The organism is Bradyrhizobium sp. 25ACV (assembly GCF_054863005.1).
This window is the reverse complement of the sequence record NZ_JAVAYO010000007.1, coordinates 238918-259058: the sequence shown is the minus strand read 5'-3', so window position 1 is coordinate 259058 and position 20141 is coordinate 238918. Positions and strand designations below refer to the sequence as shown.

At 65.7% G+C, this 20141-nt stretch carries 20 protein-coding genes and 1 tRNA gene; 9 read left to right on the top strand and 12 right to left on the bottom strand.

Annotated features, from left to right (window positions below):
• Positions 1 to 108 precede the first annotated feature (108 nt).
• The 6 genes from RAD04_RS18660 to RAD04_RS18635 form a co-directional block, all read right to left on the bottom strand.
• Positions 109 to 2055, bottom strand: a complete 1947-nt coding sequence (locus tag RAD04_RS18660) for a sensor histidine kinase (RefSeq protein ID WP_461624917.1) — start codon at positions 2053 to 2055, stop codon at positions 109 to 111.
• Complete coding sequence (locus RAD04_RS18655; RefSeq protein ID WP_461624916.1) at positions 2052 to 2735, bottom strand: response regulator; 684 nt, start codon at positions 2733 to 2735, stop codon at positions 2052 to 2054. Before RAD04_RS18655 ends, RAD04_RS18660 begins: the two co-directional genes overlap by 4 nt.
• Before the next feature lie 149 nt (positions 2736 to 2884).
• A complete protein-coding gene (locus tag RAD04_RS18650) occupies positions 2885 to 5641 on the bottom strand; it encodes a DUF2235 domain-containing protein (RefSeq protein ID WP_461624915.1) in 2757 nt (918 codons plus the stop codon).
• 255 nt (positions 5642 to 5896) lie between these two features.
• A complete protein-coding gene (locus RAD04_RS18645; RefSeq protein ID WP_461624914.1) occupies positions 5897 to 6124 on the bottom strand; it encodes a hypothetical protein in 228 nt (75 codons plus the stop codon).
• Between the two features lie 738 nt (positions 6125 to 6862).
• Positions 6863 to 7165, bottom strand: a complete 303-nt coding sequence (locus tag RAD04_RS18640; RefSeq protein ID WP_461624913.1) for a hypothetical protein — start codon at positions 7163 to 7165, stop codon at positions 6863 to 6865.
• Positions 7166 to 7354: 189 nt separating this feature from the next.
• Positions 7355 to 7439: transfer RNA gene (locus RAD04_RS18635), tRNA-Leu, on the bottom strand.
• A 157-nt stretch (positions 7440 to 7596) separates the two neighbouring features.
• On the opposite strand from RAD04_RS18635, the gene RAD04_RS18630 reads away from it, so the two are divergent.
• Positions 7597 to 8136 carry a disulfide bond formation protein B gene (locus RAD04_RS18630; RefSeq protein ID WP_461624912.1) on the top strand — a complete coding sequence of 180 codons (540 nt, stop codon included), beginning with the start codon at positions 7597 to 7599 and terminating at the stop codon, positions 8134 to 8136.
• 163 nt (positions 8137 to 8299) lie between these two features.
• Here the strand turns inward: RAD04_RS18630 and RAD04_RS18625 are convergent, their stop codons facing one another.
• Complete coding sequence (locus RAD04_RS18625; protein ID WP_461624911.1) at positions 8300 to 9385, bottom strand: AbrB family transcriptional regulator; 1086 nt, start codon at positions 9383 to 9385, stop codon at positions 8300 to 8302.
• A gap of 101 nt (positions 9386 to 9486) precedes the next feature.
• Entirely contained in the window at positions 9487 to 9759 is a 273-nt protein-coding gene (locus RAD04_RS18620; protein WP_461624910.1) for a PsiF family protein, read from the bottom strand.
• Between the two features lie 205 nt (positions 9760 to 9964).
• Between RAD04_RS18620 and RAD04_RS18615 the strand changes: the two genes are divergently transcribed.
• Positions 9965 to 10453, top strand: coding sequence for a hypothetical protein (locus tag RAD04_RS18615; protein ID WP_461624909.1), 489 nt, complete (start codon positions 9965 to 9967; stop codon positions 10451 to 10453).
• Positions 10454 to 10498: 45 nt separating this feature from the next.
• Here RAD04_RS18615 and RAD04_RS18610 read toward each other — a convergent pair whose 3' ends face one another.
• A complete protein-coding gene (locus tag RAD04_RS18610) occupies positions 10499 to 11047 on the bottom strand; it encodes a TetR/AcrR family transcriptional regulator (RefSeq protein ID WP_461624908.1) in 549 nt (182 codons plus the stop codon).
• A 106-nt stretch (positions 11048 to 11153) separates the two neighbouring features.
• Between RAD04_RS18610 and RAD04_RS18605 the strand changes: the two genes are divergently transcribed.
• The 5 genes from RAD04_RS18605 to RAD04_RS18585 all read left to right on the top strand — a co-directional run bounded on the left by RAD04_RS18605 (position 11154) and on the right by RAD04_RS18585 (position 13951).
• Complete coding sequence (locus RAD04_RS18605) at positions 11154 to 11582, top strand: acyl-CoA thioesterase (RefSeq protein WP_461625027.1); 429 nt, start codon at positions 11154 to 11156, stop codon at positions 11580 to 11582.
• A gap of 3 nt (positions 11583 to 11585) precedes the next feature.
• A complete protein-coding gene (locus RAD04_RS18600) occupies positions 11586 to 12071 on the top strand; it encodes a PaaI family thioesterase (protein WP_461624907.1) in 486 nt (161 codons plus the stop codon).
• Positions 12072 to 12105: 34 nt separating this feature from the next.
• The gene (locus RAD04_RS18595; protein WP_461624906.1) at positions 12106 to 12489 is read left to right on the top strand and encodes a CidA/LrgA family protein; all 384 of its coding nucleotides are present in this window, start codon (positions 12106 to 12108) and stop codon (positions 12487 to 12489) included.
• The gene (locus RAD04_RS18590; protein WP_104464249.1) at positions 12486 to 13208 is read left to right on the top strand and encodes an LrgB family protein; all 723 of its coding nucleotides are present in this window, start codon (positions 12486 to 12488) and stop codon (positions 13206 to 13208) included. The genes RAD04_RS18595 and RAD04_RS18590 overlap by 4 nt, the downstream gene beginning before the upstream one ends.
• Before the next feature lie 86 nt (positions 13209 to 13294).
• Positions 13295 to 13951: a DsbA family protein gene (locus RAD04_RS18585; RefSeq protein WP_201760024.1), complete on the top strand. Its 657-nt coding sequence runs from the start codon at positions 13295 to 13297 to the stop codon at positions 13949 to 13951.
• 76 nt (positions 13952 to 14027) lie between these two features.
• On the opposite strand, the gene RAD04_RS18580 is transcribed toward RAD04_RS18585, so the two are convergent.
• From RAD04_RS18580 to RAD04_RS18570, 3 genes are all read right to left on the bottom strand, one after another.
• Positions 14028 to 14234, bottom strand: a complete 207-nt coding sequence (locus RAD04_RS18580; protein ID WP_018316294.1) for a hypothetical protein — start codon at positions 14232 to 14234, stop codon at positions 14028 to 14030.
• 83 nt (positions 14235 to 14317) lie between these two features.
• Positions 14318 to 15388: a phospholipase gene (locus tag RAD04_RS18575; RefSeq protein ID WP_461624905.1), complete on the bottom strand. Its 1071-nt coding sequence runs from the start codon at positions 15386 to 15388 to the stop codon at positions 14318 to 14320.
• 22 nt (positions 15389 to 15410) lie between these two features.
• Entirely contained in the window at positions 15411 to 16382 is a 972-nt protein-coding gene (locus tag RAD04_RS18570; protein ID WP_461624904.1) for a S1C family serine protease, read from the bottom strand.
• A gap of 283 nt (positions 16383 to 16665) precedes the next feature.
• Between RAD04_RS18570 and RAD04_RS18565 the strand changes: the two genes are divergently transcribed.
• A complete protein-coding gene (locus RAD04_RS18565) occupies positions 16666 to 18084 on the top strand; it encodes a M20 family metallopeptidase (RefSeq protein ID WP_461624903.1) in 1419 nt (472 codons plus the stop codon).
• Positions 18085 to 18345: 261 nt separating this feature from the next.
• Entirely contained in the window at positions 18346 to 20136 is a 1791-nt protein-coding gene (locus RAD04_RS18560) for a peptide ABC transporter substrate-binding protein (protein WP_461619882.1), read from the top strand.
• The last annotated feature ends 5 nt before the right edge of the window (positions 20137 to 20141 follow it).

Below are 20141 nucleotides of genomic sequence, written 5' to 3'. Positions count from 1 at the left end.
CACCTCGGGCCCGGGGCGCCCTGCGGACGAACCCCCCGTCCTCCGCCGGCAAATCACCCGGCCCGTTCCCTCTCTCCGCGCGTCCCACACGTTCGGAGAGGGGGCTTTTCAGCCCGCAGCCGCGTCGCTGTCGGGAAAACGCTGCGGCAATTGCAGCCGCACCCGCGTCCCGGAAGCGTCGGAACTCAGGTCGAGCATCGCGCCGCAGCGCGCGGCGCGATTTCTCATGTTGCGCAAGCCGCGCGCGGTCTGGCCGGTGCGCCCGGCTTCGCCATTGCCGGCCAGTGCAAAGCCATGGCCGTCGTCGGTCACACTGATCAGGCCGTACGGCCCCTCGCTCGCATCGAGCGTCTCGATGGTGACCGCGATGCGGTGTGCCTGTGCGTGCTTGACCGCATTGGTCACGGCCTCGTCGAGGATGCGTACGATCTGGATGACGTGCCATGGCCTGAGTTCAGGGTGCAGCGGCAGGCCCTGCGGGGTCGCCACGCGCCAGTCGAGCGTGATGTCGTGCGGCCGCAATTGCGCGCTCGCGCGCTCCCGCCAGGAGCCGAGCGCCAGCATCAGGTCGCCGCCGATGTCGTCCATGGAATCGATGACGAGACGCAGATCCTTCAGCGCGGCACGGGCAGCGTCGGTGATGGTCGCGCCCTCATGGCCGCGCTCGGAGAGCGCGACGATGCTGACGAGCTGGCCGCCGAGGCCGTCGTGCAGGTCACGCATCAGCCGCGTGCGCTCATTGGCGAGCGCGGCGGCGCGCGCGCGCTCCTCTTCGCGGACGAAGCTCGCCTTCAGCCGCTCCTCGGCCTCGCGCACGCGCGTCACCAGCTGGCCGGCGAAGCTGTCGACCTGGTTGAGCGCGCGGGCGAAGCGCCAGGTCAGTCCCGCGCCGATCGCGACCAGCATCGCCGAATAAGACAGGCGCGAGACGAAGATGCGATCGTTGCTCACGATCTCGAGCACCGTGAGCATGTCCTGGACCCAGCAGACCAGCACGATGGTGACGGCGCAGCCGATCGTGAAGCTTGCCGCATCCTGCCGCCGGACGACCGCAGTCGCGGTCACCCAGGCCATCAGAAACAGGCAAAGCCCGACGGTGGGGATGCCGAGCACCAGAAAGAGGATGCGCGGCAGCGGCGGGCCCCCGATCAGCCCGACCACGAACACGACGAGGCCTGGCACGAATAGCAGCATGCCGTAGCGCGGCCAGCGCCAGCCGAAGAACAGCACGCCGAACATGACGACCAACGCACTCTCGATCGGTGCGGACGCCAGCAGCACCGCGGCAAGCCGCGACGTGGCGGCCGGCGGAACCGGCGGCGGTACGTACGCCTGCACCACGCCGAGCACCATCGCAGCCGCCAGCACGCCGTAGACCGGCTCGCGGCGCCGCATCAGCCACATGATCGCGAGGATGACGGCGAGGATCGACTGCCAGGCCGAAAACACCACCGGCAGGGTGACGAACAGCAGCGTCCGCGTCTCATAGGCTGGCCGCAAGGCGACATCCGGCCCGACATAGACAGTGTCGAGAAAACCCTTCAACGGGCCCCACACGAACAGGCGCACCGTGATCTCGTTGGCGCCCTCGCGCAGCAGCGAGGCGGGAATAGCTGCGATCTGCGGCGTGTTGCGGTCGGGCCGGTTGGCGTTGGCGTCGCGCCGGGAATCGAGCACGACGACGCCGTCGACGGCGACCTCCACCGCGTTGCTGAAGCGCGGCAGATAGACCGACCATCCCGATGCCGCTTCGCCGCGCTGGAACGTGAAGCTGCCGGTGTAGAGTGGCGGGTCGACCAGGGAATAGCGCGAAGCCGTGAAATGCGGCAGCGTCACGGGCAGCGTCACGCCGTCCTCCCGCAGCGAAAATCCGCTCAGCGCAAAATCGTCGGGGTCGTTCGGCTGCAGCAGCCGCAGCCCGAGAATGGTGGCGATCACGATCAGCGCCTGCAGCAGCAGATAGGGCACGAGGCGCGAGGCGATCAGCCGGCGCCGCGGCCGCGTGGGCGCCTTCGTAGCTGCCTTTGTAGGCGCTTTGGCCGCGATCTCGCTCACAGCTTGATCAGGCCCTGCTGCACCGCTTCGAACACCGCTTCGCTGCGCGTGTGCACCTCGAGCTTGCGATAGATGTTCTTGATATGGCCGGGCACGGTCTGCTTGGACAGGCCGAGATGGCTGGCGATCTCGGCATAGCTGAAGCCTTTTGCGATGCCCCAGAGGATGTCGATCTCGCGCGGTGTCAGCCTCGCCGTGTTGAGCGCCGGGCCGGGCGGCGGCTCCGCCGAATTTGTCGCGGCACCTTGGGTTCTGCGCACGATGAAGCGCGCGATCGAGGCCGAGATCGGCGAATGGCCGGCGACCAGATCGCGCACGGTGGTGGCGATGTCGGTGGGAAAGGCGTCCTTGAGCAGATAGCCGGTGGCGCCGACCGTGATCGCCGAGATCACGCTCTCCTCGTCCCCGAGGGCCGAGATCACCATGATCTCGGTGTCGGGGAAGCGCTGCCTCATCTCGCGGATCAGCTCGACGCCGTGGCCGTCGGGCAGCCGCAGATCGGTCAGCAGCACGCGGGGCGCGCCGCCGGCAAGCGCGGAACGGGCTTCGCCGAGCGTGCCGGCGCTGCGCACCTCGTAGCCGGCCTTGATCAGCGCATCCTGCAGCCGCCAGCACGTCGGCGCGTCGTCCTCGACGAGGAGGATGGTGATGGCTTCACCCGTCTCGCCCTGTTCGGTCATGATCATGGTCCCGCGACCCGCGTGTCCCCCGCGGCGCAAGGGCAAGTTTAACCGCCGGACGCGGGCAGCGACACCCATAATCATGGGGGCGGGAATTCCGTGTCCAAGTCGCGGCGCGGAGCGCTTCGACGCTGCGTCCCCGCTGGGCCTCAGTTGCTCGCCAGCGGTAATGCCGGCTTGTCCGGCGGCATCGGTGGGGCCGGCAGGCGCTGGACCTTGATCTTCGCAGTGCCGCTATTGTTTCGGTAGAACAGATCGCGCGGCCCCTGGATCGCATCGAGCCAGGACGGGACCCACGACTCCGGAAGCAGCCGCGGGAATATCTGGACGGCGTCATTGACGTAGAAGAACAGCTCGCCGGACTCGGGCGCCACGAATTCGGCGACGACGCGGCCGGTCAACAGCTGCTTGGTCCAGACCTGGCCTGCCTCGGCGAGCATGGCCGGCGGAATCGGTTCGAATTTGCCGAGTCCGTCGAGCCTGCCCTTGAACTCGGCCGTGTCGTCTAACCGCACGGGGTACCTATTGCGGCTCCTGCTGATGTCGTCCTCCGCGGGCAGGGTGGGCTTCATGCGGCGGGGAAATTCGTCGGCCGGCATCACATTGACTGCCTTGAGCGGCAGGTCGTTGATGCCTTTGCTGCCGACGCGCACCACGGGCTGGAACCAGTCGGCGGCGAACAGACGACGCTCCGGCAGCGCCACGTAGTGGTGCGGCTCGTAGGTCGCAAATCCGTTCACGCCGCTCATGATGGTACGGTCGAACCACGGCTCTTTGATCTCGAGAAAGACGCGGTATTTGCGGCCCTTCTCGACGGCGAGCCCGCTCCACCAGCAAAAGTCCCGGGTGTCGAACAACGCGCGCGCGTCGACCGGCTCGTCCGTCACCGGCGTGCCGGTCTGGAACGCGGCAGAGCCCTTGACCGCAGGCGGCGAGCAGACCGAGCCGAGGGCGAGACGTCCGGTGAACAGGCTGCTCGACACGATCAGCGCGGCCGAGCCGAAGATCGCGATCAGGAAGACCGCCGGCACCAGTCCCCTGGTGATGACGCGCTGCGCCGGGCCGGCATTCAGGCGCATCCAGTGTCCGAACCGCATCAACGGCCCCGGCTTGTCGATGTGCTCCATGCTCGCCCTGCGGCGCGACGTGTTCCAGGCGAGACGCGCCCGCTCCTCGATGTCGTCACGCAACGTTCCGTTCTTGTGCCAGATCCACCAGGTGACGATCACCACGATCGAGGTCAGGAAGGGATAGTAGGTCGCGATGTTGAGCCAGGGGGCCGCATAGGAAGGCAGCACGTCTTGCAGCAGATTGGTCAGCGGCGCCACCATCGCGCCCATCACCCAGTCGATATTGGTGATGAAAGACAGTGCGCCTGTGCCCTCCAGGGCGCGGTCTTCGGACCACTGCACCAGCGCGTGCGCGATCCACGGCCAGGCGACGATCACGCCGACCATGAACAAGAGCGAGAAATAGGCGACGCGCCGCCACCAAACGGTGTCGCGCGTGAGGCTCGACATGGTGTCGTCGGGCGTGCACATCGTGGTGAAGGCTTTCGCCTCCTCCTCGCGTCGAGGGCCCGTCGCCTTTGCCAGATAGGCGGCCTTCATGACCTCGCGCGCGTGCTGCTCGTCGATATCCTTGCTCTCTCCCTCGGATCGCAGCGGCAACCTCGTTCCATCCGGCAGCAGCACCAGGCAGTTCGCCGGCAGCATGATGGGCGCGTAATCATCGCAGCCGAGCAGCATGCGCTCGATGACGGCGAAGTGCACCACCGGCAGCCCGCCATTCACGTCGCCGCCGAGGATCGGACGCGGCCCGTAGCGGTACAACACCGCTGCGCCGCTGCGGGAATCATGCCGCGGTCCGAGCGCCGATTGATATTCCCCGAAATGCTCGATCTCGCCGTCCTGGAAGCGCAACCGGTCGCCGAGCTGCTCGACCATCCAGACCAGCGGCACGAAGGACAGCGTGGATTCCGGATAGCCGCCGCCGATATCGGAATGGACGCCCGTGAACCACACTTCCTTGACGATCTGCCCCTGCGCCAGATGGCTCTGGTCGATCCGCAGCGGATGGAAGGTGGTGCGTTCGTCGTCGAGCGCGAGCGCGTGACAGGCGTGCCTGACCTTGTGCGACAGCCGGTGATTCCGGAACGAGATCGGCCAGATCGCCCAATCGATGGCGAGACGGAGCTCCTCGACCGGAACGCCGAACGCCTCGACGGTGTCGAACAGGCCGAGGAATGCGATCTCGACCTCGCTGCGCCCGTTCATTTTGCCCCGCACCTCGGCATAGCTACGGTGCCCGCAAAGCCAGTGATAGACGAACAGCAGGAAGTCGCGGATCCAGCGCGTGACCCAGATCGTGGGCAGGCTCTTGGTCCAGGGCACGGTCTCGCGCCGGTACTCGCGCCAGGCGGCCTTAACGTTACGCCCCATCTCGGCATGCGACACCGGCGTGTCGTCGATCTCCGCCGGCATCAGGCCCTGGCTCGAGATCAGCGCCGCCAGCGTGCGCGCGGTGAAGGCGCCGCGGCTGAAGCCGAAGATGTAGATGTCGTCGCCGGGTCGCCAGTTCCAGCACAGGAAGCGATAGAGCTTGCGGACGTTGCCGGGGACGCCGATGCCGGTGGCGCCGTCGAGCGCGGCAAGCGGCGCCCAGCCCGCTGTGCCGACACCCTTGATGTAATGCGCGATCTGATCCGGCTGGGTATGGTCCAGGGCTTCATAGAGACGCCAGACGCTGGATTCCTGCGTGGTGAACGCATTGCCGGTGCCGTCCGCGAAAAGCACCAGCTTGCGTCTTGGCAGGCCCGCGCCCGCGCCGGCATTGCTGTCTTGATCGCTGGGCGCGCGTTCCGGCCTCGGAGAATCGGCGTTCCCCCCGACATCATGATGCGTCATGAGCCCCTCCGGCAATTCGACAAGGAAAGCGTCAGGCCAAACCGGGCTTCAATTCCCGGAATCAATCAGTGGTTGAAATATCTGACTCATGAAAATACAGGTGCATTCTGCGCACAGTCCCGTTGAGGTAGCAAGCGGGATCATGCGGCGTCGCCGTGTCGGGTCGTCGCTGGATGGCAGCGGCGATCCGGCGGGGCTGTTTCCAGCGGTCGTTGTCTCCGTGACGACAGACTTGTGCTGGATGTGCTGACGCCGTTACGAGAGATCCACCCGCGGCGGCGGGTAGCGCCGCGCCAGCATCGATAGCGACATATCCCGCTCGTCCGCCGGCAGCTCAAGATAGGCCAGCACGAGCGGCCGCTTCCAGTCGCCGACGCCGAAATCCATCGCCATCCATTTCTGCGGCTCAGGGCCTTCGAGGCCCCGGACCCAGACGAAATAGCGGGGGAGGTCGTCGGCGTCCGTCTTGCGTGTCCTGGCCATCAAACTGTCCGCTGCATCACATCTGCTGCCAAAGGATATAGGGACTGGCGCGGCGAAGTGGAACGGGGCAGGGCAGCCGCTTATGGCCTGCTGGGCGTCTCGAAGGATGGCCGCAGGAAAATCATAGCCCAAACCTCAAGAGCCGGCCCCAAAAGATTCTGGTTGACCGAAATTCGGAAATATCGTAGCTTTGCGTCATCCCGACCCAAGGATAAGGGGCGTTTCGCGATCGTCACGATGCGCGGGCCGGGTGGCGGTGGACGTGGAGTGCATCGGCGCGCCAGCAATCGCAGGGCGGGTTTGGCCCGTGAGCGGTTGAGCAGCGCGCACACGACCGATGCGGTCCGCGTACGGCAAAAGCGTGTCGTCCTGACGCCCGGGGTCTGTGCGTCAAGGCTTGCGGTGATGTGAGCTGCCCGACCGGGCGTGCGCATCAGCCATCCGCAAGGCGACGGGGGCAATAGTGCATCGCTCCCCGGGGAGAGCGCGCCATAAGCCGTAAAACCATTGCGCAGGGAAAGGCCGGGATGTCCTGGGCTGCCCTGTATGCCGCTGTGCATTTGTCTTCGCAATTTGCGCGCAGCGGACCGCGGGTGCCAGCCGGCGCCCGGCCTTCCCTGCGCCCTTTCCAAGGAAAGGGCGTCGAGAGAAGCACAGGACTCGGGCGTCATGCGTCGCGAGGCCGTAGCGGCGCGTCTCGTTATCCAGAAATTGAAGTGGGCGGGCTCGTCTTGTCGATCACCGCCACAACTCGCAGGTCGCCACGCGGTTGATGTCGGCGAGCCGGCGAGCGGCGTTTCCGTGCAGATCGAGGCTTTCGACCAGCGTCAGCAGGCGCCGATAGGCGACCTCGGCAATGTCGACCGGCAGCGGGGCCTCGTCAAAGGCCTCGACATAGCTGCCGACGACACCGCTGAGCAGGCGGCACAGGCCGCGCTGGGCGGGATCGTGCTTGCCGAGCGTCTCGAGCTTTTGCTGAAAGGTCTGGAAGGTCCGCAAACCGTGGTGTTGCTGCGAAAGCCACGCGTGCAGGTCGTTCATATGAGCTCCTTCGAGTTACGGAAGAAGCTACCGGTTTATACAGTGGAGATGCGGGGATGGCTAGGGTGGGGGAGCGAGTGTGTTGAGCCAGTCCGCCTTCGCCAAGGCTTCGGCGCGACAGCCTTCGCCGCTTCGCATGGATATGGCTGCGCCCGGCTTGCCGAGCCGTAGCTGCGAAGCAGCGAAGGCTGGTGCCCCTGGCCGGAATCGAACCAGCACTCCTTGCGGAACTCGATTTTGAGTCGAGCGCGTCTACCAGTTCCGCCACAGGGGCCCTCGGTCGGCCCTTGAAGGGAGCGTCGCGAAGCCGGCGGACTATAGCCATGGACAAAGCGGGGTCAACCCGCGCCAAAGTGATGTCAGCCGTTCTCGACAGCCGCATGGACCGGGGCTAGAGGCTTAAGGGCGCGACCTATCGGAAAGAGGCTGCCGTGACGACCCAGAGTGCCGCCATACCTGCGTTCAAGCCGGCTGCCAGCGGCGCTGCGCTGACGGCCTCGCTGCTCGTCACGTTGATTGCCGCGGCGACCATCGCAGGCGCCTGGTTCTTCCAGCTCGTGCTGGAGATCCTGCCCTGTCCGCTCTGCCTGGAGCAGCGCTACGCCTATTATCTCGCGATTCCGCTCGGTGCGCTCACGGCGCTGGCGGCGCGGAGCGGCGCGCCGCGGCCGCTGCTGCTGGCGGGGCTGGCGATCCTCGTACTGGCGACGCTCGCCAATGCCGGTCTCGGCACCTACCATTCCGGCGTCGAATGGGGTTTTTGGAAAGGGCCGACCGATTGCTCCGGTCCCGTCGTCAATCTCGGCAATGCCGGCGATCTCTTTTCAAGGCTCGACACCGTGAAGGTGGTGCGCTGCGACGAGGTGCAGTGGCGCTTCCTCGGCCTTTCGCTCGCCGGCTACAACGTGCTGATCTCGCTGCTCATGGCCGCGATTGCCGCATGGGGATTTGCGAAGACGGCGAGAGGCTAGGCAAGCTGCCGTAGGGTGGGCAAAAGCGACTTGTCCGCCGTAGCTCGAAGAGCGAAGGCGTGCCCACTATCTCGTAGTGATAAGGTCGAATGAGAACGTGGGCACGGCGCTATGCGCCTTTGCCACCCTACAAGAGCGGAGTTCGCGAGCGCACCGCGCTCCACTAATCATCCACATCGTCCTGCGTGCGCCCGAACAGATGCACGATGCCCGGCGTTGCGATCGTCACGAACACGAAACGCGACAGGTGGTGGGCCCCGACGAAGATCGGGTCGATGTGCAAGGTCAGCGCCAGCGCCAGCATGGCATCCATCGCGCCTGGCGCGAAGGCGACGACGGCGTCGGAGAATCTGACCTGGGTGATCATTGCGACGATGCCGACGAAAATGGCGGAGACGGCGATTGCGACCGTGAACGAGCCCAGTGCCGCGTTGAGGTGGCCGGCCAGCGTCTTGATCCGCATCCGCGCAAAGCGGCTGCCGATCAGTGCGCCGATGCCGACCAGCGCCACGCCGCGCACCCAGTCCGGCAGGCCGCCTTCGACCCAGCCGGCGCCATGCAGCACGCTGGAGGCGATCATGGCGCCGAACATCCAGCTCGCCGGAAATCTGATCAGGCGCAGGAATAGCGCCATGGCCAGCGAGGCCGCGGCCAGCTCCACGAGATCGAGCGGCGAGGCGATCGTCGTCGCCAGCGACGGCGCGGTGGAGGGGGCGACGCCCGCAAACGCGAGCACCATCGGCAGGGCCGCGGTGAGGATGATGACGCGCATGGTCTGCACCACCGCGATGCCCGGCAGGTCGGCGCCGCGCTCGACCGCCAGGATGGTGATCTGCGACAGCGCGCCGGGGCTGCCGGCCAGGAAGGCCGAGGTGCGGTCCCAGCCATGGATGCGCTGGAGGTAATAGCTCGAGCCGAAGGTCGAGCAGAAGGTCGCGAGCGCTAGCAGCCCGATGGTGAGGGGATATGCACCGACCTGCTGAAGCAGATGGCGCGAGACCACCGAGCCCAGCGAAATGCCGAGCAGCACCAGCACGGTCTGGGTCAGGAGCGGCGGCAGCGCGAGCTGGCGCCCGGCGATCGCGGCGATTCCGACCGCGATCATCGAGCCGGAGATCAACCCGCCGGGAAGGCCGGCGAGGAGAAACACAAGGCCGCCGGCGGCGCCGATGACGAGCGTCTCCGCCGTGCTCAAGACCTTGGCACGGCTCGGCCATTCGAACGACAGGGAGGCGGCAATTTGCTTCACGCCACCTTATCGCAAATCAGCGAGAGGCGCACAATTGCAGGCTCGTCATGCCGCAATGCGCGCGCCTCTCGCTGGAAGCTCGCCGAGGATCGTGTCGGAGGCTACTTCTTGTCCGCAGCCGGCGCGGCGGTGCCCGCCTTGGCGGTCTTGATGCATTCGGAGCGGAATTTCTTGCGCTCCTTGCCGTGCAGGCCCTTGGCGTCGGCCTGCTTGGAGCATTCGAGCGACTCGGTCGAGCGCTCCTTCGGAGCTTTCTTGTCGGCGGTGGCGGCAGGTTCGGTCTTGGCAGCCGGCGCGGCGGTCTGCGCGAAGGCAGTGCCGCCGGCGAGCAGCGAGGCGAGGGCGACGGCGGCGAGGCGAGAGGCGAGGGTCATGGTGTTGCACTCATCTTGCGAGAATTGCGAAGGGCTGCGAACGTCGGCTCGCGTTGCTGAACGCGACATGAATAATCTGAACGGCGCCGTTACTATATTTTGGCGGCCGGGAGCCATCGCTTCCTTGTCGCAAACGGCCGGCACGCTAGGATAGCAAGTCTTGTTTCACTTCCCCTCGGGGGAAGACCAAGGAGGAGACCTAAGGATGACCATTCAATCAAAAATGCTTTGCGCGATTGCGTTGTCGGGATTTGCTGCGCTCTCGGTATCGGCGCCAGCGCAGGCGCTGACGTCGCAGGAGTGCAGCGCCAAATACCAGGCGGCCAAGAAGGACGGCTCGCTCGGCACCATGAAGTGGAATGACTTCCGCAAGGCCCAGTGCGGTGCGGATGCAACGCCGGCGGCTGCTCCTGCACCGACCGCGGCTGCGCCCGCCGCTCCCGCCGAGCCGAAGCAGGCCAAGAAGGAGGCGGCCCCGGCCGCCGCGCCGACCCTGCCGGCGGGACCTGCGATCTATCCGAACGCGATCGATCCGAAATATGCCAAGGAGACCCCGGGCAAGGGACGCCTGCACACCTGCGTCGACCAGTACAACGCCAACAAGACCACCAACGGCAACGGCGGCATGAAGTGGATTCAGAAGGGCGGCGGCTACTACAGCGAATGCAACAAGAAGCTGAAGGGCGCCGCCTGAGCTCGAATTGATACGAAGGCCGGAGCAACGCTCCGGCCTTTTTGCCTAATCCAGCAATTTCTCGGCCGATTTCGCCACCAGCTGCGACCGCTTGCGCGGGCCGCGCTCGACGAACAACAGGCTCTGGCCGAAGATGAAGCAGTAGAACAGGAAAGCCTGCGCCTCGGCCTCCTCGGGCGCAAGCCCGGTCGCGCGATAGAGCTCGGCGACGTGCTTGAGCCGCGCTGCGTCGACGCTCGCCACGGCGGCCGCGGCGCGCTCGTCCGAGCGGGCCCATTGCCGGATCGCGAGCTCGATCGCCATGGCTTCCGGATTGAGCCGCTCGGAGTAGAGCTGGATTACCGCCTTCAGCCGTTCGCGGGGCGGTTGGCCATCGAGGCGCGTCTGCTGCGCGATCGACGCGGCCCGCCCCTCGCGCCAGCGCTGCAGCATGGCTTCGAGCAGCGCGGCGCGGTCGGCGAAGCGGCGGTAGAAGCCGCCCTTGGTGACGCCGAGATTCTTGGCGAGCACCTCGACCCTGACGCCCTCGACCCCCGAGCGGGCGAGCTCGGCAAACCCCGCCTCGACCCAGACATCGTCCTTGCCGTCGCTCATGAAAGAAGCCTCTCGAACGCTTGATACGGTGCCGTATTGCTAACGCGTCTCGTGCCTGATACGCTACCGTATCAAGATCAATAAACAACGAGGGCGGAAAATGGCGATGGAGCAGGAGGCGACCTATCGCGGCACGGTCTATCCGTGGCAATGCGACCATGTCGGCCACATGAACATCATGTGGTATGTCGGCAAATTCGACGAAGCCAACTGGAACATGTTCGCCCGCCTTGGCCTGACGCCGAGCTATTTGCGCTCCTCCGGCCGCGGCATGGCCGCCGTGCAGCAGAACATCGCCTACAGGCGCGAGCTGCTCGCCGGCGACATCGTGGAGATCCGCAGCCATCTGCTCGAGGTCCGCGACAAGTCGATCCGCTTCCGGCACGACATGACGAATGCCGAGACCGGCGAGATCGCCGCATCTTGCGAGATCACCGGCGTGCACATGGATCGGAGCCAGCGCAAATCGGCACCGTTCGCGGATGCCATCCGGGAGATCGCTTTGCGCCATCTCGCCGATCCGGCCGAGGCCTGAACCATGGCTGCGTTCGAGCCGAAGAACCCGGGCTATCGCGCGGCGGCGATCGCAATGTTCGACGGCCAGCCGGCGATGCACACGCTCGGCATCGTGATCGTCCGCCTTGCACCGGGCGAGGCCGAGCTGGCGATGCTGCATTCCGCGGCCTTCACCCAGCAGAACGGGTTTGTCCATGCCGGCATCATCACCGCCGGGCTGGACAACGCCTGCGGCGTTGCCGCCTTCACCCTGATGCCGCGCGAGGCCGACATCCTCACCGTCGAGTTCAAGACGACCCTGCTGGCACCCGCTCGCGGCGAACGGTTCGTGTTTAGGGCGGAGGTGGTCAAGCCCGGCCGCACGCTGACGTTCTGCGAGGCCAAGGCGTTTGCCGAGCACGAGGGCAACACCACGCTGATCGCCACGATGACCGGGACGTTGATGGCGATGCTGCCGCGCGAAGCTCCGCAGGTGTCGCGCATGTCCCCCGCATCGCGCGGCGATTGACAAGCCTGCCGGCGCATCCCTTGATGCGCTGGTCATGCTTGCGAGTCTCGGCCTCATCCTGCTCTGCCAATTGATCGGCGAAGCCGTCGTGCGCGGCCTCGGGCTACCCTTGCCGGGACCTGTGCTCGGTCTGCTGCTACTCCTGATCCTGCTGCTCGCCCGCGATCGCTTCGCAGCGCTTGCATACGGGCCGCTGCGCAACGACGGCGTGGAAACGGCAAGCAAGGGCCTGCTGGCACATCTGTCGCTGTTGTTCGTGCCGGCCGGCGTCGGCGTCGTGCAGAAGCTCGACCTGCTCGCCTCCCATGGCATCGCCATCGTCCTCGTGCTTGCGCTCTCCGTGGCCGTCACGCTGCTCGCGACGGTGCTGACCTTTCGCCTCGTCAGCCGCCTGTTGAAGCAGCAGGACGCGCGATGAACGACAATCCGTTTTCGCTCTGGGTCTATCTCTCGCAGTCGCCGCTGCTGTGGCTGACCGTGACGCTGCTGGTCTATGCGGCGACGGATGCGGTGTCGCTGGCGACGCGGCGCCATCCGCTCGCCAATCCCGTGCTGCACGCGATGTGGATCATCGGCGCGTTCCTGCTCGCAACCGGCACGTCCTATACGAGCTATTTCGCCGGCGCGCAGTTCGTGCACTTCCTGCTGGGGCCCGCCACCGTCGCGCTCGCGGTGCCGCTCTATGAGAACCGCAGGCGCGTCGTGTCATCCATCGTGCCGATGCTGGTGGCACTGCTCGCGGGATCGGTCACGGCGGTGGTGTCGGTGGTGCTGCTGGCCGAGCTCGCCGGCCTGCCGCGCGACGTGGTGCTGTCGCTGGCGCCGAAATCGGTCACCGCCGGCGTCGCCATGGGCATCGCCGAATCCCTGCACGCCGATCCCTCGCTGGCGGCGGTGGCGGTGATCCTCACTGGCATCATGGGTGCGATCATCGTGACGCCGCTGATGAACCGCACCGGCATCACCGATTACCGGGCTCGCGGCTTCGCCGCCGGCCTTGCCGCGCATGGCATCGGCACCGCGCGAGCGTTCCAGGTCGATGAGATTGCCGGCGTCTTCTCCGGCATCGCCATGAGTCTCAACGCCTTGGTGACCTCGTTCCTGGTCCCCCTGGCGGTCACGCTGCTGGTGCGATGACATCGCCGCCGCGACACTCTATATGACGAGTAACAATTCCCGGTCCCGACCGTATTCAGGGAGATGGGACCGAAACGGGACGAGATATGGCTGGATTTGGGACTAAGGGCCTTGCGCCGACGCGACGCGCGGCGTTGACGCTGATCGGGGCGGGCGCCCTTGCACTGACGGGCGCCTCGGCGCGCGCGGCGACCGACGACAACGAGGTGCTGACCGAAGCCAAGGTGCTGCGCGACCCCGACACGCCCGTCGCTGGCAATCCCAACGGCAACGTCACCATCGTCGAATGGTCCGACTACAATTGTCCCTATTGCCGCAAGCTCGAGCCCGAGCTGCGCCAGGTCGTCCAGGACGACGGCAAGGTGCGGCTGGTGATGAAGGATTGGCCGATCCTCGGGCCGGTCTCCGTCACCGCCGCGCGGACCGCTCTCGCCGCAAAATTCCAGGACAAATACCATCAGGCCCATGACGCCTTGATGGGCGTCAGCTCGCGCCTGACCGAGCCGCGCATCAACGAGCTGCTCGCCGCCGCCGGCGTCGACATGGACCGCCTGAAGCGCGATCTCGCCGGCCATGGCAGCGATATCGACGCGCTGCTCAAGCGCAACAACGAGCAGGCCGAAGCCTTCGGTTTCAGCGGCACTCCGTCCTTCATCGTCGGCAAGTACCGCGTCCCGGGCGTGCTCAGCATGACCGAGTTCGAGCAGGTCATCGCCGATGCCCGCAAGGCCAAGATGAACTGAGGCGCATCGGTCGCAGCCAACGCAAAGGCGCCGCCGCGGAGCTCGCGACGGCGCCTCGTTTCACGATACGGCGTCATTACTTCGACGAGATCCGGACCCAGTCCTTGTGCGCGCGGTCGCGCAGCGCGTCCCAATCCGCCTTCGCGACGTCCCAGTTCACGATGGTGCGATTGGTGGTCGCGACCTCGCCATTGGCGACGGACGACGTCTGCATGGAGTCATAGACATACACGCCGCCGGCAAGCAGCAGCGCGCCAAGGATCATTCCGAAAAAAGTCTGCATTTGCGAACCTCCGGTGGGCCAGCAATAACGTCGGCCCGCAGTGATGGTTCCGCGGCAGTGCGGCGCGGATAAGGACGGGTTGTTCACCCCGCATTCAGCCACTGCACCAGCTCCACGTTGATCTCGCGCGGATAGGTGTGGCTGAGGTCGTCGATCTCGCGATAGGTGACATCAGCGCCGGCCGCTGCGAGCGCTGCCTGGGTCTGGCGCGCGGTCTGCACCGGAAACATCCAGTCGAGCTTACCGTGGGTGATGAAGATGGGCAGACCTTGCAAGCGCGCGGCGTCCGCCATCTCCGCCATCAGCGGATGGAAGGTTGCGGAGACCGGCGCCAGATGGGTGAAGGGCGAGGCGCCGTCGAGACCGCTGACGTAGCTGAAGGTGCCGCCGTCGCTCATGCCGGTCAGCAGCATGCGCGAGGTGTCGATGCTCCAGCGGCCACGCACGGTTTCGAGGATGCGCATGAGGTTGGGCGTATCGGCATCATCGCCCATCAGCGCCCAGGTCGGACCGGTCGCGGTCGGCGCGACCAGAACCGTGCCAAGGCTGCGGGCGTCGCGCAGCCAGCTCCACAGGAAACCGCGTCCGTTGCCGCTGCCGCCATGCAGCGCCATCACCAGCGGCATGGCGCGCTCGGGCGTATAGTACTCAGGCACATAGACCGAGAAGCCGCCGCGGCTGCCCGGTTCGTTGTGATCGTGGAAGATGCCAGTATTTTCGTTCGCGCCGACGTCGAGCCGCGACAACAGATCCGCATTTTCGCGATTGGCGGTGTTGAGGAAGAAGCTGCTTACGGGAGGAAACTGCATCGCCAGGGGATAAAGCGCCTCCTGCGCGCGCGGCACGTGGCGTAGCGCGCGGAAGACGGCGACGAGATCGCCATTGCCGCGCTCGACCTCGCGGATCCCGGCAAAGGCGGCGAGCGTCTCGCCGCAGGCGCGATCGAGCCGCTCGCGGAGGCCCGCGAACTGCTCCGGCCACTCTCCAATAGCCGCGTGTGCCGTTTGCAGCGCCTCATCCGGTGCGCCGATCGCGTTCATCACGGAAGCGAACGCCGGCGGATGCAGATGGCGTTGGAAGAAGCCGAGCGCTTCCAGCGCATTGAGCAGCGGCGGCAGCACGGCCACGATGTCGTCGATCACGGCCTCGCTCATTGCGGCTTCCTTCGGCGTGGGATCAATGCAGCTTCGGTGCCTTCAAGAGCTTGAAGCGATCGGTGGAGGTCACCGTGACGTCGAAGGTGACGCCTTGGTGGTACACGGTCAGCGGCACGTCGACGCCGGCGGTGCCGAGCGCCCACATCTTCTTGTAGAAGGCGGTCTGGCTCGTGACCTTGTCCCCGTTCACGGCGAGGATGATATCGTCGGTCTTGAGTTCGGCGCGCGCGGCAGGGCCGTTGGGGGAGATCCCGATCACGACCACGCGGTTGTCGATCTCGGTCGAGTAGAGCCCGAGCCAGGGTCGCGCCGGCTTGTTGACGCGACCGAACTTGCGCAGATCGTCCAGGATCGGCTTCAAGAGGTCGATCGGCACGACCATGTTGACGTGCTCGGCCTTGCCGTCGCGCTCGCGCTCCAGCTGAAGCGAGCCGATGCCGATCAGCTCGCCGCGCTCGTTGAGCAGCGCCGTGCCGCCCCAGTTCGGATGCGCGGGATAGGTGAAGACGGCTTCGTCCAGCAGATATTCCCAATAGCCGGCGAATTCCTGCTTGGCCACGATCTGGCTCGCGACCGAGCGCGTGCGACCGCCGGCGCCGCCGACCACGACGCGGTCGCCGATCCCGGTTTCTGCCGAGCTGCCGAGCGGCAACGGTTCGACGTCGAGCTCACCGAGGGCTTGCACCAGGCCGAAGCCGGTTTCGGAATCGAAGCCGAGCGCATGGCCTTCGACCACCCGCCCATCGCCAAGGTGCAGCCACACCGATTCCGCCTCGGTGATGAGATAGCCGATGGTGAGCACCAGTCCGTGATCGATCACGACGCCGTTGCCGGCGCGTTCGGTGCCCAGCGTCTCGGCGCTGAAGGCGTCCGGCGGGACGATGGCGTGCAGGCCGACGACGGACGCGAGCGCGCGGTCGAGATCGAAGCCGTAGTCGCTCGCACGCGGCTGATTGGCCGGCGGCACTCTCCATTCGGTCAAAGCGGGCATGGAGTTCTCCTGGCTGAGTGCATCGCGAGATTGCTGCAGAGCGACGCGCGAAGCACGCATAATTTAGGCCGGGGCAGGCCGTCTTGAAAGCCTCGTTCCCAACTATTCGTGAGAACGCCGCGTGAAATCTTTGAAAGGCACGGAAACACCTCGTGCACGAACGGGAGGCGCCCCTCAATCCGGCATGCGTCGCATGGCTGGTGTCCGGCGAGGTGCTAGGCGCCGTACCATGAAGCTGCTAACCATTGCCGCTTCGTTTGACCAAGGGATCACGGATCGAAGCATGGACAACCGCAGCGATATCTGGCGTGGCGTCGACACGATCAAGGGGCGTTTCATCGACCTCAGCGACAAGGTCTGGGGCATGCCCGAGGTGTGCTACACCGAGGCGCGGTCCGCCGCCGAGCATCTCGCCGAGTTGCGTCATCAGGGTTTCCGCATCACCGAGAACGTCGCCGGCATTCCGACCGCGGTGATGGGCGAGTGGGGCGAGGGCGGTCCGGTCATCGCATTCATGGGCGAATATGACGCGCTGCCCGGCCTCAGCCAGGAAGCGGGTGTCGCCGAGCATCGTCCGATCGAAGCCGGCGGACACGGCCATGGCTGTGGTCACAATCTGCTGGGTTCCGCCGCGCTGCTCGCCGCGACCGCGGTGAAGGACTGGCTTGCCGAAAACAAGGTGCCTGGTCGCGTGCGCTATTATGGCTGCCCGGCTGAAGAAGGCGGCGCGGCAAAGGCCTTCATGGTGCGCTCGGGCGCGTTCGAAGATGCCGACATCGCCATCACCTGGCATCCGCACAGCTTCTGGGAGGTCGCGGTGACGCCGTCGCTCGCCAACACGCGCGCGGACTTCATCTTCACCGGCCGCACCTCGCATGCCGCGGCCTCGCCGCATCTCGGCCGCTCCGCGCTCGATGCGGTGGAGTTGATGAATGTCGGCGTGAACTACATGCGCGAGCACATGCCGAGCGATGCGCGGGTGCATTACGCGCTGCTCGACACCGGCGGCATTGCGCCGAACGTGGTCCAGGCCCATGCGCGGGTGCGCTATTCGATCCGCGCCCGTGACCTTCCGGGCATGAACGAGCTGGTCGGACGTGTGAGCAAGATCGCCGAGGGCGCGGCGCTGATGACCGAGACCAAGGTCGAGATGAAGATCATCTCCGCGGTCTCCAACATCCTGCCGAACACGCCGCTGGAGCAGGCGCTGCACCGGGTCATGGAAGAGCTGGGACCGCCGCATTTCGACGATGCCGACAAGAGCTTTGCCAGCCAGATCCGCGCGACCTTGAGCGACAAGGATATCGCGTCGGTCTATTACGCGATTGGCATGGAGCAGACCGATCGGCCGCTGGCCGACTTCCTGGTGCCGCTCGATGCCAAGCGCAACCCGCTGGTCGGCTCGACCGACGTCGGCGACGTCAGTTGGGTGGTGCCGACCGTGCAGGTTCACGCCCCCACGGTTGCAATCGGCACGCCGTTCCACACCTGGCAGGTGGTGGCGCAGGGGAAGAGCCCGCATGCCCACAAGGCCATGGTGCAAGCCGCCAAGGCGATGGCCGGTCTCGGCATCAAGGCGCTGACCGATCCGGAACTGATCAAGTCGGCCAAGGCCGACCTGAAGAAGCGGACGGCCAAGACGCCGTATGTCTGCCCGCTGCCGGATCACGTCGAGCCACCGCTCGACATGTCCGTCGCATAGAATTTCGCCTCCACACTTCGTCTGATGCTGCGAACAAATTTTCCGCAGTGCAGCGTGCAATCCAGCATGTTTTGATGCTGGATTGCCGAACGGATGGGCTGCAGAACACAGTTTTGCCCAACAGACAGCCAGAAGACCGTTTGCATACACACGGTCCCAGTTGACGCGCCCCCCATTCGGTGTGCCATCTACTGCCAGCTAATTGGGCGGCTGCCTCTGACGGCCGTCTTCATCACGATGGGAACCAGACGGGGGACAACCATGCTGGATAAAGAACTGCGTTCGATGATCGGCCAGGTGAAGGACGGACGGATGGATCGCCGCGCCTTCATCACGCGCATGGCCGCGGTCGGTCTCACCGCCCCGCTGGCCAACCAGATCCTCGCGCTCGGCGGCGTCGCCATGGCCGAGGGTGCCTCGACCTACAAGCCGACCAAGCGTGGCGGCGGTGGTGCGCTGAAGCTGCTGTGGTGGCAGGGCCCGACCTTGCTCAATCCGCATTTCGCCACCGGCACCAAGGACCAGGACGGTGCGCGCTTGTTCTATGAGCCGCTCGCCTGTTGGGATCCCGACGGCAACATGAAGCTGGTTCTCGCCGCCGAAATTCCCTCGATCCAGAACGGCGGCCTGGCCGCTGACGGCAAGTCGGTGACCTGGAAGCTCAAGCCCGGCGTGAAATGGCATGACGGCACGCCGTTCACGGCCGACGACGTCGTGTTCAATTGGGAATACGCCAAGGATCCGGCGACCTCCGCGCTGACGATCGCGACGCTCCGCGACATCACCGTCGAGAAGGTAGATAACCTCACGGTCCGCATCCTCTTCAACAAGCCGACGCCGTTCTGGGCCGACGCCTTCGTCGGGGCGCCCAACACCATCATCCCGAAACATCTGTTCAAGGACTACATGGGGTCCAAATCGCGGGAGGCGCCGACCAACCTCTCGCCGGTCGGCACCGGCCCCTACAAGTTCGTCGAGTTCAAGCCGGGCGATCTCGTCCGCGGCGTGCTCAACCCCGATTATCACATGCCGAACCGCCCCTATTTCGACAGCGTCGAGATGAAGGGCGGCGGCGATGCCGTCTCGGCCGCACGCGCGGTGATCCAGACCGGCGAGTACGATTTCGGCTGGAACATCCAGGTCGAGGACGACGTGCTGTTGCGCCTGGAAAAGGGCGGCAAGGGCAAGACCGTCTATGCGGTCGGTGGCGACACCGAGTTCATCGCACTGAACTTCACCGATCCCAACACCGAGGTCGATGGCGAACGCTCTTCGATCAAGACCAAGCACCCGCTGTTCTCGGATCCGGCGGTGCGCAAGGCGCTGTCGCTGCTGATCGATCGCGAGTCGGTCAAGAAGGCGATCTACGGTCGCGCCGGCCGCACCACGGCCAACTTCCTCAACGGTCCCGAAAAGTTCGTCTCCAAGAACACCTCGTGGGAGTTCAGCATCGAGAAGGCCTCGAAGATCCTCGACGAGGCCGGCTGGAAGCCGGGCGCCGACGGCATCCGCGAGAAGGACGGCAAGAAGCTGAAGCTGCTGTACCAGACCGCGATCAACGGTCCGCGCCAGAAGACCCAGGCGATCGTCAAGCAGGCCTGCCAGAAGGCGGGCATCGACGTCGAGCTGAAATCGGTCGTTGCCTCCGTGTTCTTCTCTTCCGACGTCGGCAATCCCGACACCTATTCCAAGTTCTACGCCGACATGGAGATGTTCCAGATCCCGCTGAGCCAGCCCGATCCGTCGCAGCACATGCGCCGCTATCTCTCGACCCTCGTCGCCACCAAGGAGAACAAGTGGCAGGGCACCAACTTCCCGCGCTGGGTCAACAAGGAGTACGACGCAACCATCCAGGCTGCGGACGGCGAGATGGATCCGGTCAAGCGCGCCGCGCTCTACATCAAGGCCAACGACCTGATGTACCAGGACACCGTGTTCATCCCGGTGCAGCATCGCCTCAAGGTCGAGGCGGCGGCCAACAATCTGCGCCCGGTCGTGTCCGGCTGGGCCAACGAAACCGACAATCTGTTCGACTGGTACCGCGAGGAATGATCCCC

Coding starts and splice junctions, on each gene's coding strand:
- RAD04_RS18620 (WP_461624910.1), bottom strand. CDS start 9,759: ATGACCCTCGCCTCTCGCCTCGCCGCCGTCGCCCTCGCCTCGCTGCTC.
- RAD04_RS18600 (WP_461624907.1), top strand. CDS start 11,586: ATGGCTGCGTTCGAGCCGAAGAACCCGGGCTATCGCGCGGCGGCGATC.
- RAD04_RS18610 (WP_461624908.1), bottom strand. CDS start 11,047: ATGAGCGACGGCAAGGACGATGTCTGGGTCGAGGCGGGGTTTGCCGAG.
- RAD04_RS18585 (WP_201760024.1), top strand. CDS start 13,295: ATGGCTGGATTTGGGACTAAGGGCCTTGCGCCGACGCGACGCGCGGCG.
- RAD04_RS18605 (WP_461625027.1), top strand. CDS start 11,154: ATGGAGCAGGAGGCGACCTATCGCGGCACGGTCTATCCGTGGCAATGC.
- RAD04_RS18565 (WP_461624903.1), top strand. CDS start 16,666: ATGGACAACCGCAGCGATATCTGGCGTGGCGTCGACACGATCAAGGGG.
- RAD04_RS18650 (WP_461624915.1), bottom strand. CDS start 5,641: ATGACGCATCATGATGTCGGGGGGAACGCCGATTCTCCGAGGCCGGAA.
- RAD04_RS18645 (WP_461624914.1), bottom strand. CDS start 6,124: ATGGCCAGGACACGCAAGACGGACGCCGACGACCTCCCCCGCTATTTC.
- RAD04_RS18590 (WP_104464249.1), top strand. CDS start 12,486: ATGAACGACAATCCGTTTTCGCTCTGGGTCTATCTCTCGCAGTCGCCG.
- RAD04_RS18575 (WP_461624905.1), bottom strand. CDS start 15,388: ATGAGCGAGGCCGTGATCGACGACATCGTGGCCGTGCTGCCGCCGCTG.
- RAD04_RS18595 (WP_461624906.1), top strand. CDS start 12,106: ATGCTTGCGAGTCTCGGCCTCATCCTGCTCTGCCAATTGATCGGCGAA.
- RAD04_RS18655 (WP_461624916.1), bottom strand. CDS start 2,735: ATGACCGAACAGGGCGAGACGGGTGAAGCCATCACCATCCTCCTCGTC.
- RAD04_RS18615 (WP_461624909.1), top strand. CDS start 9,965: ATGACCATTCAATCAAAAATGCTTTGCGCGATTGCGTTGTCGGGATTT.
- RAD04_RS18640 (WP_461624913.1), bottom strand. CDS start 7,165: ATGAACGACCTGCACGCGTGGCTTTCGCAGCAACACCACGGTTTGCGG.
- RAD04_RS18560 (WP_461619882.1), top strand. CDS start 18,346: ATGCTGGATAAAGAACTGCGTTCGATGATCGGCCAGGTGAAGGACGGA.
- RAD04_RS18570 (WP_461624904.1), bottom strand. CDS start 16,382: ATGCCCGCTTTGACCGAATGGAGAGTGCCGCCGGCCAATCAGCCGCGT.
- RAD04_RS18580 (WP_018316294.1), bottom strand. CDS start 14,234: ATGCAGACTTTTTTCGGAATGATCCTTGGCGCGCTGCTGCTTGCCGGC.